Raw genomic sequence first — 14,664 nt, 5'->3', positions numbered from 1 at the left:
GCGGTCAGAGCGATGCCCGGAGCTCGGCGACCAGGTGCCGGACCACGGCCCGGAGGTCGCCGTCGTTCTCCTGCGCCACCGCGAGCTGCCGCTGGTACGACGCACCGCGGTCGATGATCGTGTCGAGGTGGTGCAGCTCCTGCTGGCAGCCGAGCCGCTCCGCGACCGGGTCGAGCCGGGTGACGAGGTCGTGCACCTCGTCCGTCACGAGCCGCTCGTCGCCCGCGACGTTCGTGATGATCTCGGCGTCCATGCCGTACCGGGCTGCGCGCCACTTGTTCTCGCGGACGAACCACGGCTGCATCGCCTGCAGGGTCTCGCCGGCGTCGAGCCGGTCGGAGCTCTCGGTCACCAGGCACTGCACGAGGGCGGTGACGGCGCCGACCTCGTCGAGCGTGGAGATGCCGTCGGACACGCGGTTCTCCAGCGTCCCCCAGCCCGGCGACGGACGGATGTCCCAGCGCAGGTCCTTGACGCCGTCGATGACCCCGGTGTGCACGAGGTCCCCGACGACCTCCTCGAAGTTGGCCCAGGCACCGAGCTGCGGTGGGAGCCCACCGGTGGGGAGCTGCTGGAACATCAGGGCCCGGTTCGAGGCGTAGCCGGTGTCGGTGCCGGCCCAGAACGGGCTCGACGCGGTGAAGGCCTGCAGGTGCGGGACGTACCCGAGCATCGCGTTCATGATGGGCACGGCCTTGTCCCGGTCGTCGATGCCGACGTGCACGTGGACGCCCCAGATGAGCATCTGCCGTCCCCACCATCGGGTCCGGTCGATGAGTTCCGCGTAGTGCTCGCTGTCCGGGGTGATCTCCTGCTGGTCCCACTGGGCGAAGGGGTGCGTGCCGGAGCACATCACGTCGGCGTCGAGGGGAGCCGCGGCGTCGATGACCTCGCCGATGATGCCGGAGAGCTCGCGGGTCGCCCCGCCGACCGAACGGTGGACGCCGGTGACGACCTCGACGGTGTTCGTCAGGAGTTCCTCCGTCACCCGGTCCGCGTCGCCGAGGCGCTCCCGCACGGCGGCGAGCACGGCGGGGGCACGGGGAGCGAGGTCACCCGTCGCGCGGTCGACGAGGGGCAGCTCCCACTCGACACCGATCGTCGACGGAGCGGATTCGGTGAACCGGATGTCCATGCGGCCATCCTGCCCGTCGACCTGCCGGATGGACGGAGAGCGCGGCGTGTCCGCCATGACGAGCACCCGGCCGGGTCGCCTAGTCTTCGTTGCGTGACCGCTGTCGTTCCGCCCGTCGCCGCCGTGCCTGCCGACCTCCGCACGGTCGGCTCGCCCTGGACGCTCGGGCCTCTGCGCCTGCCGAACCGCGTCGTGATGGGGTCGATGCACACCGGGCTCGAGGTGCTCGACGACGGCGGGGTCGCGATGGCGGCGTTCTACCGGGAGCGGGCCGCCGGGGGAGCCGGCTGCATCATCACCGGTGGCATCGCCGTGAGCGACGAGGCGCGCGGCGGTCCGGACTTCGCGGTCTTCGGCGTCGGCGGGGCCGACGAGCGCTTCCGCACCGCGGTCGACGCCGTGCACGACGCCGGCGGGACGGTCCTCGCGCAGCTGTTCCACGCCGGTCGCTACGCCCTGGTCGGCGGGCTGCGGGACCGGCACGGCCGACCCCAGCGTGCGGTGGCGCCGTCCGCGCTGCCCTGGGCCGCCGCGCGCGGCGTGGTGCCCGAGGAACTGACCGCAGACGAGGTCCTGCGCACGGTCGACGACTTCGCCACCGCAGCGCGGACCGCAGCCGCGATCGGCTTCGACGGCGTCGAGATCATGGCGTCCGAGGGGTACCTGGTCAACCAGTTCCAGTCGCCGCTGACGAACCTGCGCGACGACGAGTGGGGCGGGACCCCCGCGAAGCGCCGCCGGTTCGCGGTGGAGGTCGTCCGTGCGGTCCGTGCCGCGGTCCCCGACCTGGCCGTCACGATCCGGCTGTCGGGCGCCGACCTCATGCCCGGGTCGTCGACCGACGAGGACGTCGACGCACTCGTGCTCGAGCTGCTGCCGCTCGGGCTCGACGCGATCTCGGTCGGCATCGGGTGGCACGAGTCCCGGACCCCGACGATCCAGGCCGCGGTGCCGCACGGGGCGTGGATCGAGCAGGCCGCCCGGATCGCCGACGTCGTCCGTGCCTCCGACCACCCGCACGTCCGGGTGATCGCCTCGAACCGGATGACGGACCTCCGCGACGCCGAGGCCGTGCTGGCGGACCGGCGGATCGACGCGGTGGCGCTCGCCCGGCCCTTCCTGGCGGACGCGCAGCTCGTGGACCGCTCGCTGGCCGGCCGTCCCGACCTCGTGAACACCTGCATCGGCTGCAACCAGGCGTGCCTCGACCGCTCCGTCGTCGGCGCCCCGGTGTCGTGCCTGGTGAACCCGCGCGCGGCCCGTGAGCTGCAGTTCCCCCTCCGTCCCACCTCACGGCGCATGCGCGTGGACGTCGTCGGCGGCGGACCGGCGGGCCTCGTCGCGGCGGTCGACGCCGCCCGACGCGGGCACGACGTCCGGCTCTGGGAGGCGTCGCCCGTCCTCGGCGGTCAGTTCGGACTCGCCGCGGTGGTCCCGGGCAAGGAGGACTACGCCGGACCGGTGCAGGCGGCGCGGGCGGAACTCGCGGAACGCGGCGCCACCGTGCACCTCGGGCGGGCGGCGACGACCGAGGACCTGGCGGGGAGCGACGCGGTGGTGCTCGCGACCGGTGTCCTGCCCCGCGAGGTGGCCCTGCCCGGCGCCGACATGCCGCACGTCCTGACCTACGAGCAGGCGCTCCGCGACGGCGTCCCCGACGGGAGCGTCGCCGTCATCGGCGGCGGGGGCATCGGCGTCGACACCGCCGCGTTCCTGACCGAATCGCCCGACGAGGCCGTCCGGGCCGTCGAGTTCGCCGCCCGCTGGGACGTCCCGGTGTCGACGGAGCTGGTCGGCGACCTGCCGCAGCGGCAGCCGACCGCGCACCGGACGGTCCGCCCGGGCCACCTGGTCACGGTGCTGCGGCGGAACGGCAAGTTCGGCCAGGGCGTCGGCCTCACCTCGCGGTGGGTCGCGCTCGGCCGGCTGCGGGACGCCGGTGTCCGGATGGTCGGCGGCGTGCAGGAGTACCTCCGCATCGAGCCCGGTGCGCTCTGGATCCGCGACGAGACCGGCACCGAGGTCGCCGTCCCGGCGGACGTGGTCGTGCTCTGCGCCGGACAAGAGGCGCGGGACGACCTGGTCGCGGGCCTCCAGGCGGCCGACGTGCCGTTCGCCGTGGTCGGCGGCGCCCGCGACGCCCGTGCCGTCGACGCCGTCCGCGCCACGAGCGAGGCCCTGGAGGCGGTGCGCGCGCTGGCTCCGTGACCGTCGGCTCCGCGATCCGGGGCGCGCCGCGCGTCACGGCTCGCTTCCCGGTCGGGAATCTGCAAGAATGAACGGTCGAATCGTGTCCGCTCGACCCTCTATCCAGCGGATCACGAGTCTCTCAGAGCTTCCACCGTGTGTGCCCCCACGCCCGCGGTTCCGGTTCAACCACAACACGTACGCAACAGGAGTCATTGTGGCTGTCAAGATCCGTCTCAAGCGCCTCGGCAAGATCCGAGCGCCGTACTACCGCATCGTCGTCGCCGACTCGCGCACCAAGCGCGACGGTCGTGTGATCGAGGAGATCGGCAAGTACCACCCCACCGAGGAGCCCTCGTTCATCGAGGTCCAGTCCGAGCGTGCGCAGTACTGGCTCAGCGTCGGCGCGCAGCCGACCGAGCAGGTCGCCGCGCTCCTCAAGCTGACCGGTGACTGGGCCAAGTTCAAGGGCGAGAAGGACACCGAGTCCAAGGTCAAGGTCCGCGAGCCGAAGCCGGCCTTCACGGTCGACAGCTCGAAGAAGGCCGTCCTCAAGCCCAAGTCGGAGAAGACGGCCCCGGCCGCGCCGGCAGCGGACGAGTCCTCCGACGAGACGACCGAGGCGTAGTCCTTGCTCGAATCCGCGCTGACGCACCTCGTCAAGGGGATCGTCGATCACCCTGACGACGTGCGCGTCGCCAGCTCCACCTCCGCGCGGGGCGAGGTCCTCGAGGTGCGTGTGCACCCCGAGGACCTCGGCCGCGTGATCGGTCGCGCCGGACGCACCGCGAAGGCGCTCCGCACGCTCGTCACGGCCCTGGCCGACGGCAAGCGCGTGCGGGTCGACGTGGTGGACAGCGATTCCTAGGGAGACGACCCAGCTCCGGGTGGGTCGCATCACGAAGGCGCACGGGCTCAAGGGCGGCATCAAGCTCGAGCTCTACACCGACGACCCGGATCGTCGGTTCACGCCGGGAGCGGTCTTCACGCTCCAGGTCCCCGACGACTCCCCGTGGTCGGGCAAGACCATCGCGCTCGACGAGTTGCGCTGGTACAACGGCCACCCCGTCGCCTTCTTCGAGGGCGTCGCGGACCGGACCGCCGCGGAGACCCTCGCACGGGCGATCCTCTGGGTCGAGCAGGACACCGAGGAAGAGACCGGTGAGGACGACGCCTGGTACGACCACCAGCTCGTCGGCCTGACGGTCCTCCGCGACGGCGCCGAGGTCGGCACCGTCGCGCGGGTGGACCACCTGCCGGCGCAGGACCTGCTCGCGGTCGACACCGCGGACCGTGGTGAGGTCCTCGTGCCGTTCGTCGCCGCGATCGTCCCCTCGGTCGACCTGGACGCCGGGACCGTCACGGTCACCCCGCCGACCGGTCTGTTCGAGGAACCGGAGGACACCAGCCGTGCCGAGACGGTCACGCCCCCCGCGCCCGCTCCCGACGAGGACTGACCGTGCGGATCGACATCGTCACGATCTTCCCGGAGTTCTTCGGGGTGCTCGACGTCTCGCTGCTCGGCAAGGCCCGGCAGGGCGGCCTGCTCGACCTGCACGTCCACGACCTCCGCTCGTGGACGACCGACCGGCACCGCACCGTCGACGACACCCCGTACGGCGGCGGTGCCGGCATGGTCATGAAGCCGGAGCCGTGGGCTCAGGCCCTCGACGCCCTGCTCCGTCCCGACGGTTCGTCCACGCTCGTCGTGCCGACGCCTGCCGGAGCCCCGTTCCGGCAGGCCACCGCCCGCTCGCTCGCCGAGCACGAGCACCTCGTGTTCGCCTGCGGCCGGTACGAGGGCATCGACGCCCGCGTGTTCGAGTGGGCGGCGACGCGCAGCACGGTCGTCGAACTGTCGCTCGGCGACTACGTGTTGAACGGCGGCGAGGTCGCGGCCATGGCCATGATCGAGGCCGTCGGACGGCTCGTCCCCGGCGTCGTCGGCAACCCCGAGTCACTCGTCGAGGAGTCCCACGAGGACGGCCTGCTCGAGTACCCCTCGTACACGAAGCCGGCGTCCTGGCGTGGTTTCGACGTCCCCGACGTCCTGCTCAGCGGACACCACGCGCGCGTGGCCGCCTGGCGGCACGAGCAGCAGGTGGAGCGGACCCGCCGCGTCCGTCCGGACCTGCTGCCGGACTGACCGGCGTCCACGCGACCCGCTGCCGGACGGGAGGCCCGCCACCAGCCGGTGGCGGGCCTCCCGTCCGTCGGGTCGGTGCTGCTGGTCGCTCCTCGCGACCGGTCGGGCCCGGCGGGTCAGGCGTCGCGCTGCGCGCGCCGCAGGGTCAGGACCTCCGGGCCCTGCTCGGTCACGGCGATCGTGTGCTCGACGTGCGCGGCTCGTGAGCCGTCGGCGCTGCGGAGGGTCCAGCCGTCCTCGTCCTGGACCAGCTCGTCCGTGCCCTGCATCAGCCACGGCTCGATCGCGACGACGAGGCCCGGCCGGAGCTTCAGCCCGCGGCCGGGGCGGCCGTCGTTCGGGACGTGCGGGTCACCGTGCATGGTGTGGCCGACGCCGTGCCCGCCGAACTGCAGGTTCACGCCGTAGCCGGCACCGCGGGCGACCGAGCCGATGGCTGCCGACACGTCGCCGAGCTTGTTGCCCGGCGCCGCCTGTGCGATCCCGGCCGCCAGGCACTGCTCGACCGTGGCGATGAGACGCTGGTCCTCGTCGCGGGGCGTGCCCACCTGCACGGTGACGGCGGAGTCGGCGACCCAGCCGTCGACGCTCGCGGCGAAGTCGAGGCTGACCAGGTCACCGTCCTGCAGCACGCGGGCGTACGGGAGTCCGTGCAGGGCCGCGTCGTTCACCGAGGTGCAGAGGTTCTTGCCGAACGGCGAATTCCCGAACGACGGGTGGTAGTCGACGTAGCAGCTCTCGGCGCCGCGTTCGGCGATCATCCGGGCTGCGAGGGCGTCGAGGTCGAGCAGGTCCACCCCGACGTCCACCGTCTCGAGCAGGGCATCGAGGACGTCGGCGACGAAGCGGCCGGCGACGCGCAGGCCGTCGAGTTCGCCGGGGGTGCGGAGTTCGATCATGTGACCATCCTGCCGGTTGGCCGCAGTGGCCCGGTTGTGGCAGGATGATCGATCGTGCCCTGGCTGGACTCTGCCACGGGGGAGTCGCCGACACCGGGCACGCATCTCGATCTTTCCGAATTCGATCCGCGGCGACCCGTGTGCGTCCGCAGGAAGTGACATCATCATGCAGCTGCTCGACCACGTGACCGCCGGTGCCCTGCGCACCGACCACCCGGACTTCCGTCCCGGTGACACCGTCAAGGTCCACGTCAACATCGTCGAAGGCACGCGTTCGCGTATCCAGGTCTTCCAGGGCGTCGTCATCGGCCGCCAGGGCCACGGCATCGGCGAGACCTTCACGGTCCGCAAGGTGAGCTTCCAGGTCGGCGTCGAGCGTATGTTCCCGGTGCACTCCCCGATCATCGACCACGTCGAGGTCGTCACCCGCGGTGACGTGCGCCGCGCGAAGCTCTACTACCTCCGCGAGCTGCGCGGCAAGGCAGCCCGCCGCAAGATCAAGGAGAAGCGCGACAACTGATCGCCTTCACAGCGAAGCCCGCATCGCCGGGCCCGCTGCGAGCCCCTCGTCCATGTACGGTTGTGCATCGGCGGGGGGCTCGCCCGTTCCCGGAGCCGCTCGCGCCCCGGAGGTCATGCGTCCCGGGGGGTCCCGGGGGACAGGTCGACGAGAGTGGAAATGACGGACACGACAGAGGGTGAGGCCCGTCGGCCGCGGACCGCGAAGAAGCCGCGGAACGGGGTGCTGACCTTCCTACGGGACCTCGTCATCATCTTCATCGCGGCGCTCCTGGTGTCCTTCCTGGTGAAGACCTTCCTGATCCGCTCGTTCTACATCCCCTCGGCGTCCATGCAGAACACCCTGCAGATCAACGACCGCGTGATCGTCAACGAACTCGTGCCGGACACCGTCGCCCTGAAGCGCGGGGACGTCGTCGTCTTCAAGGACCCGGGCGGGTGGCTCGACGGCGAGCAGCTGCCGAACGTGACCCCGACGTCGCCCGTCGGACAGGCCGCGGACTGGCTCCTCACGCAGGTCGGCCTCGGCACCGGCGACAGCGACGACCACCTGATCAAGCGGGTCATCGGGCTACCCGGCGACACCGTGGCGTGCTGCAACGACCTCGGCCAGATGACGGTGAACGGTGTGCCGATCACCGAGCCGTACCTCAAGCTGCCGGCAGGGGACACCCGCGCCTCGTCGACCGACTTCTCCGTGACCGTGCCGAAGGGCACCATCTGGGTGATGGGCGACAACCGGAACAACTCGCGGGACTCCCGGTACAACGGGGACACCCCGTCGAAGGGCTTCGTGCCCCTGTCGGACGTCACGGGCCGGGCGTTCGTCATCTCCTGGCCGATGAGCCGGTGGACCTGGCTCGACGACCACCCCGAGGTCTTCGCCGGCGTGGAGGAGCGGGACGAGTGACGCCGGTCCGTCCGTCCCTGCGCTTGGAGAAGTCGCTCTTCGCAGCGGGCCACGTGACCGTGATCGGCGTCGACGAGGTCGGACGCGGTGCGATCGCCGGGCCGGTCGGTGTCGGCGTCGCCGCGGTGACGGTCGACGTCCGACGCGTCCCGCAGGGGCTGGCCGACTCGAAACTCCTGTCACCGGCGCGGCGGACCGAACTCGTGCCGACGGTCACCCGGTGGGCCCGCACGGCCGTCGGGATGGCTCCGGCAGAGGTCGTGGACGAGCAGGGCATCGTGGCCGCGCTCGGGTTGGCCGGGTCGCGTGCCATCTCCACCCTCGTCGACGAGGGCGTGTCACTCGAGGGTGCCGTGGTCGTGCTCGACGGGTCGTTCGACTGGCTCTCGCGCGCCCTGCCGCCACACCACCGGCCGCTCGACGTCCAGGTCCGGGTGAAGGCGGACCGGGACTGCGCCTCCGTCGCCGCGGCGTCCGTCGTCGCCAAGGTCGCCCGCGACGACCTGATGATCGCCGCGCACGACGACGCCCCGCACTACGCCTGGGCGTCGAACAAGGGCTACGGCTCGACCGCGCACTACGACGCCATCCGGGCGGTCGGACCGCATGCGCTGCACCGGAAGACCTGGTTGCACGCGGCGTCCGCGGTCGCCCTGGACGGGTTCGAGGAACTCGACCGCGTCGCCGTAGACTGAGCGCGCGATGGATGACGAAGAATTCGACGACTACGACCGCGAGGTCGAACTTGCCCTGTACCGCGAGTACCGCGACGTCGTCGGGCAGTTCCGGTACGTGGTCGAGACCGAGCGGCGCTTCTACCTGGCGAACGAGGTCGAGCTGGTCCGTCGGGACACCGAGCACGACTTCTACTTCGAATTGACGATGAACGACGTCTGGGTCTGGGACGTGTACCGATCCGACCGGTTCGTGAAGTCCGTTCGCGTCCTCACGTTCAAGGACGTGAACGTCGAAGAACTCACGGCGCGCGAACTCGAACTCCCGAAGGAACTCGCACTCGACGAGTAGGGATCGCCGACGCGTCCGGTCATTCCGCAATTCCTGCGATACTCTGGTGAGCAATACGACTCTGAAGGAGTGAGAAATGGCGCAGAAGGTCACTGTCCAGCTCGTCGACGATCTCGACGATTCGCCGATCGCCGCTGGCGATGGCCGTACGGTCGAGTTCGCATTCGACGGTTCGTCCTACGAGATCGACCTGTCCAACGACAACGTCGACAAGTTCCGCGACGCGATCTCGGACTACATCGCCGCAGCGCGGAAGACCACCGGTCGTCGCACCGGGTCGTCGGGCAAGCCCTCGTCCGCGCCGAAGCGCGGCAACTCCGAGGAACTCGGCAAGATCCGTGAATGGGCGAAGGAGAACGGCTACGAGGTCTCTTCTCGCGGCCGTATCTCGACGCAGGTGCAGGAAGCGTACGCAGCCGCACACTGAGCATCTCGACCGGCCGTCGTCGCCGGTCACCGCGAAGGCCGGACATTCCATGAGGAATTGTCCGGCCTTTGTCGTTCCCGCGTGACCAGTTCGACACTCCTCCACAGGACGGTCTTTCTGTTCTGCCGTCCACAGACAATCGGGTTCGTCCTCCGCGCGAACTCGACGCTCGTCATCCTGGCTCCATGACGAATCGCGCAGCGCCACGAATTCCCGCCGACCAGCGGAGGTCGACCGGTATGACCGGAGAACGTCATGCCGTCGAATGGCTCGAGCGGCGGGGGTTCCAGATCATCGACCGGAACTGGCGGTGTGCTCGCGGGGAGATCGACGTCGTCGCGCGGACCGGCGACACCATCGTCTTCGTCGAGGTGAAGACCCGGACCGGACAGTCGGCCGGTCATCCGTTCGAGGCGGTGACGCCGCAGAAGCTCGCCCGCATCCGTCGACTCGTCCCCGCCTGGTTCCACGCCAACCGCGACGAGACGGCGCGTGTGATCCGCATCGACTGCATCGCGGTCACGATCGTGGGGGACCACGTGGCGATCGAGCACATCGAGGCGATCGGATGAGCGACATCGGACGGACGTCGGCGGTGGCGCTCGTCGGGGTGCGGGGCACCCTCGTCGAGGTCGAAGCACATCTCACCAGCCAGCTGCCGACGTTCAGCATCATCGGGCTGCCGGACACGTCGCTCGGAGAAGCCCGTGAGCGCGTCCGGTCGGCGGCCACCGTCGCGGACTGCCCGTTGCCCTCGCGTCGCATCACCGTGAACCTCACGCCGGCGAGCGTCCCGAAGCGCGGCTCCGGCTTCGACCTGGCCATCGCGATGGCCGTCCTCGCTGCGGCAGGGACAGCACCCGGCGCGGACCGACGGACCGTCTACGTCGGGGAGCTCGGTCTCGACGGACGCGTGCGCCCGGTCCTCGGCATCATCCCGGTCGTGCTCGCCGCGCGCGACGCCGGCGTGGACCGGGTCGTCCTGCCGGTCGGGAACCTGGCCGAGGCGCAGGCCGTCCCCGGCGTGACGCTCACCGGGGTGGACTCGCTCCGGTCCGCCGCGATCGACGCCGGTGCCGACCTCCCGGCCGGGTTCGTCGAGCCGGTCCTGCTGCCCGTGCCGAGCGACGACACCCCACCGCCGCTCGAACTCGCCGACGTGGTCGGCAACGCCACCGGCGTCCGTGCGGTCATCACGGCGGCCGCAGGCGGACACCACGTCCTGCTGCTCGGGCCACCCGGCGCGGGCAAGACCATGCTCGCCGAACGGCTGCCGGCACTGCTGCCCGACCTCGACACCGACGCAGCGCTCGAGGTCGCCGCAGTGCGCTCGGTGGCGGGTCACGGCGTGCGCTCCTGGACACACCGACCACCGTGGGAGGCGCCGCACCATTCGGCGTCTGCGGCCGCACTCATCGGCGGGGGGAGCGCGCAGCTCCGCCCCGGAGCGGTGTCGCGGGCGACACGAGGCGTGCTGTTCCTCGACGAGGCGACCGAGTTCCCCCGAGTCGTCCTCGACGCGCTGCGGCAACCCCTCGAAGCGGGCCGGATCACGGTCCACCGCGCCGGAGGCTCAGCCGAGTTCCCCGCCCGGTGCCAGCTCGTGCTCGCCGCGAACCCGTGCCCGTGCGGGAACGCCGGGACGGTCGGTGGCCCCGCGTGCACGTGTCCTCCGAGTGCTGTGCGGCGCTACCTCGGTCGCCTGTCCGGTCCGTTGCTCGACCGCATCGACATCCGCGTCGCGGTCGCCAGGGTGACGACCGGGACGCTCCGTGCGAGCGACGGGACCGCCCCGACCACCGATGCGGCGAGGCGGTCCATCGGCGACGCCCGGGAACGCATGCGGAGCCGGTTGCGCGGGACCGGGTGGACCACGAACGCCGACGTCACCGGGGCGTGGCTGCGGAGCGACGGCCGTGCAGCACCGGGCGCGTCCGACCTCCTCGACCGCGCGCTCGACCTCGGGACCCTGACGATGCGCGGCTGGGACCGGGTGATGCGACTCGCATGGACGATCGCGGACCTCGACGGCGACGACCGACCCGACCGACGACACGTCGAGCGCGCGCTCGCGCTGCGGATGGCGCTGTGAGCACCGGGGGCAGGACCGTCGACCGCACGGATCTGCTCGCGCGCCTCCGTGCCGACGTCGTGCGACCCGGCGAGCTGGGCACCGACGAACTCCTCGCCCGGGTCGCCTGGTCGACGGTCGTCGAGCCGGGGGACAGCACGGCCGGTGAGCTCGTCGGACGGTTGGGTGCGGGACGCGCGATCCGCGCCGTCCTCCAGGCGCTCGACGACGGGCCGGTGGCACTCGGCGAGATGCTCGTCGACACCGGGTGCGATCCGGCCGACGACGTCCGCGTCGAGCTCGCCCGGGCGGCCTCGGATGCGCTCGTGCCGGCACTCGAACGGTGGCGCCCACGGCTGCTCCGTCTCGACGTCGACGCCGTCCTGGGAGCAGCTTCCGCGGTGGGGTGCACGCTCCTCGCCCCCGGCGACGAGGACTGGCCGGCCGGGATCGACGACCTCGGTGTCCATGCTCCCCTCGTGCTGTGGCGTCGAGGGACGCGAGCGGTCGGTGACCTCCCGGGCATCTCGGTCGTGGGGGCACGAGCGAACACCGTCCTCGGCGCGGAGGCCGCGGCGGAGATCACCTCGACCGCGGCGGACGCGGGGTGCCTCGTCGTCTCCGGAGGCGCATACGGCATCGACGCGGTCGCGCACCGGGTGGCCCTCGCGGCAGGTGCACCCACGGTCGCGGTGCTCGCCGGCGGTGTCGACCAGCTCTACCCGGCGGGGAACAGCACGATGCTCCGGAGCGTCGCCGACCACGGAGCACTGCTCGCGGAGTGCCCGCCCGGCACCAGACCGTCCCGGTGGCGGTTCCTCGCCCGCAACCGTCTCATCGCTGCACTGGGGGCCGTGTCGGTCATCGTCGAGGCGGGTGCACGGTCGGGCGCGCTCAACACCGCGCACCACGCGGCGCAGCTGGGACGCCCGGTGTTCGCCGTGCCGGGGCCGTACTCGTCATCGGCGTCGGTCGGGTGCCACCGGCTGATCGCTGACCATCGAGCCGAGATCGTCGTGCACCCACGCGACCCCGTGGACGCGGCCCTCCGCACCCGGTCCGGGGCCGTGACGGTCGATCCGGCGGTGCCGATCGCCGCGGCACGGGTCGATCCCGACGTGCTCCGTGTGGTCGACGCCCTGGGCCGTCGACGACCGCTCCCGCTCGACGAGGTCGTCGTCCGGTCCGGTCTGTCCCCGGCCGACGCGACGGACGCTCTCGCACTCGCCGAGTTGCAGGGGTTGGTGACGCGGGGTGCGGCCGGGTGGACGGCTGCTTGAGGAGCCGTGGGGACGGCACCGGACGGATGCCCGTGCTCGGCCTCGTGGGCAGGGCCGCCAGTCGCCCGCGCGGCGAGGTGACGGAAGCGCGCTCGATGCGGCCGTACCCTGACGAGGTGCGCGACGACGAGGGACACCACCGCGGGGGCGACCGGCTCGAGCGGGTCGTGTCGGCGTTCCTCGAGCACGAACGGCACGCGCGCGGCCTCAGCGAGCAGACGGTCCGGGCCTACCGCGCCGACCTCGAGGACCTCACGGCGTACGCGGCCGGCCGGCAGGTCGTCCGGGTCGACGACGTCTCGCTCGAGATCCTGCGCGACTGGTTGTGGGCCGCGAACGAGCGCGGTCTCGCCCGCTCGACGATCGCCCGGCGGAGTGCTTCGGCGCGCGCGTTCACCCGCTGGGCGAGTGAGGCCGGCGTGCTGCCGGTCGACCCCGGTGTGCGCCTCCGCGCGCCGAAGGGTGCCGCGCACCTGCCTCGCGTCGTCCCACAGGACCAGGTACGGGCGATGCTCGACGGACTCGCCACCCTAGCCGCCGGCGACGATCCCGGGGCTCTCCGCGACCTGGCCGTGGTGGAGCTGCTCTACGCTGCCGGCATCCGGGTGAGCGAACTCGTCGGCCTGGACCTGACGGACCTCGACCGGGAGCGCCTGACGGTCCGCGTGCTCGGCAAGGGCGGGAAGGAGCGCGTGGTGCCGTTCGGTGTGCCGGCTCGGGACGCGCTCGATGACTGGCTGGAGCGTGGGCGGCCGGCGCTCGCCGCCGGGGTCGCACCGTCGGCCGGCGCAACGTCGACCCGCGCCCCGTCGACCCGGCCGGTGCCGACCGGGGCAGGTCCAGCCCTGTTCCTCGGCGACCGGGGAGCGCGACTCGGCACCCGCAGCGCGTACCGCATCGTGGCGCGGTTGCTCGAGGCGCTACCCGGGGACGGCCCGAGCGGCCCGCACACCTTCCGGCACACGGCGGCGACGCACCTGTTGGACGGGGGAGCAGACCTCCGGGCCGTCCAGGAGATGCTCGGGCACGCCAGCCTCGGTACAACGCAGATCTACACACACGTCTCGTCCGCGCGGTTGCGCGAGGTGTACCGGACGGCGCATCCCCGCGCCTGACCGGTACCCGCCCCGACGCCGACGGTCAGCGCGTCCTCCGGCAGCAGGACCGGCCATGCCGGGGGCGGCAGCAACGGGAGCGGATCGACGTAGCTGCCGTCCACCCGCGCGCCGAGGTGCAGACACGGCGTCGCGGCCGGGCAGTGCCCCGACGTGACGACTCCGATCGATCTCCCGCGGTCGACATGGTCGCCCTCCCGGACCGACGGTCGCACCGGGTCGAGCGTGCTCACGAGTCCGTCACCGTGGTCGATGGTGACGACCGGTCGACCTCCGACCGGACCGGCGAACGTGACGGTCCCCGCGTCGGGAGCCGTCACGGGGGTGCCCGGGCCCGCGGCGACGTCGAGGCCCCGGTGCCCGGGGCCGTACTCGGTCGCCGGGCGTTCCCATGGCCGCTGGACGACGTGACGGGGAGTCGGCCAGGACCACCGAGACCGCCCCTTCGTCGACCGGGGCTTGCCGGCCCGGCCGGACGCAGACGCCAGGCCGACCACACCACCCGGGCCGGGCACGCCGAGTCGTCCGCGCGTGTCGCTCCCGGTCGACGTGCCGGCCCGGCGGGGTGTGCCGCCGAGGCGGGACGCGGCCGCCCACCTCCGGTCCTCGAACCGGGTGCTCGTCCCGGCGGCGGGACCCGGGGCGGCGGAGTCGACCGATCCGAGCGGTCCGACCATGCCGACCGCGGCCAACGAAGCCACCAGCCCCGCCCGCACACCCAGCGCCGCAGCGCGCGCCCGACCCTGCGCCACGGCGCGCGGCCAGCGCTGCGCCGCACCACATGCCCGAGCCTGCGCCACACCCCACGCCCGAGCCCGAGCCCGAGCCCGTACCCACGCCACACCGTGCGCCCGACCCTGCTCCGCACCGTGCGCCTGCCCCCACCCGGCAGGCCGCCCCGCCACGCCCGGCACCTCCCGCCCGCGTCCGCCACTCGTCGCACTCGTCA

At 72.3% G+C, this 14,664-nt stretch carries 17 protein-coding genes; 14 read left to right on the top strand and 3 right to left on the bottom strand.

All coding sequences use genetic code 11. The features are described 5' to 3' along the window. Nucleotides 1–4: 4 nt before the first annotated feature. Nucleotides 5–1,135: a glutamate--cysteine ligase gene (locus DEI91_RS14325; protein WP_111052970.1), complete on the bottom strand. Its 1,131-nt coding sequence runs from the start codon at nt 1,133–1,135 to the stop codon at nt 5–7. A gap of 93 nt (nt 1,136–1,228) precedes the next feature. On the opposite strand from DEI91_RS14325, the gene DEI91_RS14320 reads away from it, so the two are divergent. The 5 genes from DEI91_RS14320 (at nt 1,229) to trmD (ending at nt 5,468) form a co-directional block, all read left to right on the top strand. Then, the gene (locus DEI91_RS14320; RefSeq protein WP_258374444.1) at nt 1,229–3,343 is read left to right on the top strand and encodes an FAD-dependent oxidoreductase; all 2,115 of its coding nucleotides are present in this window, start codon (nt 1,229–1,231) and stop codon (nt 3,341–3,343) included. A gap of 196 nt (nt 3,344–3,539) precedes the next feature. Continuing rightward, nucleotides 3,540–3,950, top strand: a complete 411-nt coding sequence (gene rpsP, locus DEI91_RS14315) for a 30S ribosomal protein S16 (protein ID WP_111052938.1) — start codon at nt 3,540–3,542, stop codon at nt 3,948–3,950. A 3-nt stretch (nt 3,951–3,953) separates the two neighbouring features. After that, nucleotides 3,954–4,190: an RNA-binding protein gene (locus tag DEI91_RS14310; protein ID WP_110826143.1), complete on the top strand. Its 237-nt coding sequence runs from the start codon at nt 3,954–3,956 to the stop codon at nt 4,188–4,190. A 19-nt stretch (nt 4,191–4,209) separates the two neighbouring features. Further along, nucleotides 4,210–4,779: a ribosome maturation factor RimM gene (rimM, locus tag DEI91_RS14305; RefSeq protein WP_111052937.1), complete on the top strand. Its 570-nt coding sequence runs from the start codon at nt 4,210–4,212 to the stop codon at nt 4,777–4,779. 2 nt (nt 4,780–4,781) lie between these two features. Further along, nucleotides 4,782–5,468 carry a tRNA (guanosine(37)-N1)-methyltransferase TrmD gene (gene trmD, locus DEI91_RS14300; protein ID WP_111052936.1) on the top strand — a complete coding sequence of 229 codons (687 nt, stop codon included), beginning with the start codon at nt 4,782–4,784 and terminating at the stop codon, nt 5,466–5,468. Between the two features lie 116 nt (nt 5,469–5,584). Here trmD and map read toward each other — a convergent pair whose 3' ends face one another. Beyond that, nucleotides 5,585–6,367 carry a type I methionyl aminopeptidase gene (map, locus tag DEI91_RS14295; RefSeq protein ID WP_111052935.1) on the bottom strand — a complete coding sequence of 261 codons (783 nt, stop codon included), beginning with the start codon at nt 6,365–6,367 and terminating at the stop codon, nt 5,585–5,587. 166 nt (nt 6,368–6,533) lie between these two features. Between map and rplS the strand changes: the two genes are divergently transcribed. The 9 genes from rplS to DEI91_RS14250 all read left to right on the top strand — a co-directional run bounded on the left by rplS (nt 6,534) and on the right by DEI91_RS14250 (nt 13,715). Next, on the top strand, nt 6,534–6,887 hold the full coding sequence (gene rplS, locus DEI91_RS14290; protein ID WP_111052934.1) for a 50S ribosomal protein L19: 354 nt from the start codon (nt 6,534–6,536) through the stop codon (nt 6,885–6,887). 159 nt (nt 6,888–7,046) lie between these two features. Further along, nucleotides 7,047–7,796, top strand: coding sequence for a signal peptidase I (gene lepB / locus DEI91_RS14285; RefSeq protein WP_111052933.1), 750 nt, complete (start codon nt 7,047–7,049; stop codon nt 7,794–7,796). Continuing rightward, entirely contained in the window at nt 7,793–8,491 is a 699-nt protein-coding gene (locus DEI91_RS14280) for a ribonuclease HII (RefSeq protein ID WP_111052932.1), read from the top strand. Before lepB ends, DEI91_RS14280 begins: the two co-directional genes overlap by 4 nt. A gap of 7 nt (nt 8,492–8,498) precedes the next feature. Then, nucleotides 8,499–8,822, top strand: a complete 324-nt coding sequence (locus tag DEI91_RS14275) for a DUF2469 family protein (protein WP_110826150.1) — start codon at nt 8,499–8,501, stop codon at nt 8,820–8,822. Between the two features lie 76 nt (nt 8,823–8,898). After that, a complete protein-coding gene (locus DEI91_RS14270) occupies nt 8,899–9,249 on the top strand; it encodes an Lsr2 family protein (protein ID WP_111052931.1) in 351 nt (116 codons plus the stop codon). Nucleotides 9,250–9,434: 185 nt separating this feature from the next. Then, nucleotides 9,435–9,821, top strand: a complete 387-nt coding sequence (locus DEI91_RS14265; protein WP_111052930.1) for a YraN family protein — start codon at nt 9,435–9,437, stop codon at nt 9,819–9,821. After that, complete coding sequence (locus DEI91_RS14260; RefSeq protein WP_111052929.1) at nt 9,818–11,341, top strand: YifB family Mg chelatase-like AAA ATPase; 1,524 nt, start codon at nt 9,818–9,820, stop codon at nt 11,339–11,341. Before DEI91_RS14265 ends, DEI91_RS14260 begins: the two co-directional genes overlap by 4 nt. Next, entirely contained in the window at nt 11,338–12,600 is a 1,263-nt protein-coding gene (dprA, locus tag DEI91_RS14255; RefSeq protein ID WP_181439624.1) for a DNA-processing protein DprA, read from the top strand. Before DEI91_RS14260 ends, dprA begins: the two co-directional genes overlap by 4 nt. A 95-nt stretch (nt 12,601–12,695) precedes the next feature. Further along, on the top strand, nt 12,696–13,715 hold the full coding sequence (locus tag DEI91_RS14250) for a tyrosine recombinase XerC (RefSeq protein ID WP_111052968.1): 1,020 nt from the start codon (nt 12,696–12,698) through the stop codon (nt 13,713–13,715). Here the strand turns inward: DEI91_RS14250 and DEI91_RS14245 are convergent. After that, nucleotides 13,652–14,392, bottom strand: a complete 741-nt coding sequence (locus DEI91_RS14245; RefSeq protein WP_111052927.1) for a murein hydrolase activator EnvC — start codon at nt 14,390–14,392, stop codon at nt 13,652–13,654. The two genes, DEI91_RS14250 and DEI91_RS14245, sit on opposite strands and share 64 nt — an antisense overlap. Nucleotides 14,393–14,664: the final 272 nt, after the last annotated feature.

The sequence above is a fragment of the Curtobacterium sp. MCBD17_032 genome, from assembly GCF_003234855.1.
In the GTDB taxonomy this organism is placed as follows: domain Bacteria; phylum Actinomycetota; class Actinomycetes; order Actinomycetales; family Microbacteriaceae; genus Curtobacterium.
Note: the sequence above shows the minus strand (reverse complement) of the source record. Positions and strands in the feature narration are given on the sequence as shown.

What these genes read in the sequence shown, in the direction of transcription:
- DEI91_RS14325 (WP_111052970.1), bottom strand. Translation starts at nt 1,135, where the DNA reads ATGGACATCCGGTTCACCGAATCCGCTCCGTCGACGATCGGTGTCGAG.
- map (WP_111052935.1), bottom strand. Translation starts at nt 6,367, where the DNA reads ATGATCGAACTCCGCACCCCCGGCGAACTCGACGGCCTGCGCGTCGCC.
- rplS (WP_111052934.1), top strand. Translation starts at nt 6,534, where the DNA reads ATGCAGCTGCTCGACCACGTGACCGCCGGTGCCCTGCGCACCGACCAC.
- lepB (WP_111052933.1), top strand. Translation starts at nt 7,047, where the DNA reads ATGACGGACACGACAGAGGGTGAGGCCCGTCGGCCGCGGACCGCGAAG.
- DEI91_RS14275 (WP_110826150.1), top strand. Translation starts at nt 8,499, where the DNA reads ATGGATGACGAAGAATTCGACGACTACGACCGCGAGGTCGAACTTGCC.
- DEI91_RS14270 (WP_111052931.1), top strand. Translation starts at nt 8,899, where the DNA reads ATGGCGCAGAAGGTCACTGTCCAGCTCGTCGACGATCTCGACGATTCG.
- DEI91_RS14265 (WP_111052930.1), top strand. Translation starts at nt 9,435, where the DNA reads ATGACGAATCGCGCAGCGCCACGAATTCCCGCCGACCAGCGGAGGTCG.
- DEI91_RS14260 (WP_111052929.1), top strand. Translation starts at nt 9,818, where the DNA reads ATGAGCGACATCGGACGGACGTCGGCGGTGGCGCTCGTCGGGGTGCGG.
- DEI91_RS14250 (WP_111052968.1), top strand. Translation starts at nt 12,696, where the DNA reads ATGCGGCCGTACCCTGACGAGGTGCGCGACGACGAGGGACACCACCGC.
- DEI91_RS14245 (WP_111052927.1), bottom strand. Translation starts at nt 14,392, where the DNA reads ATGGTCGGACCGCTCGGATCGGTCGACTCCGCCGCCCCGGGTCCCGCC.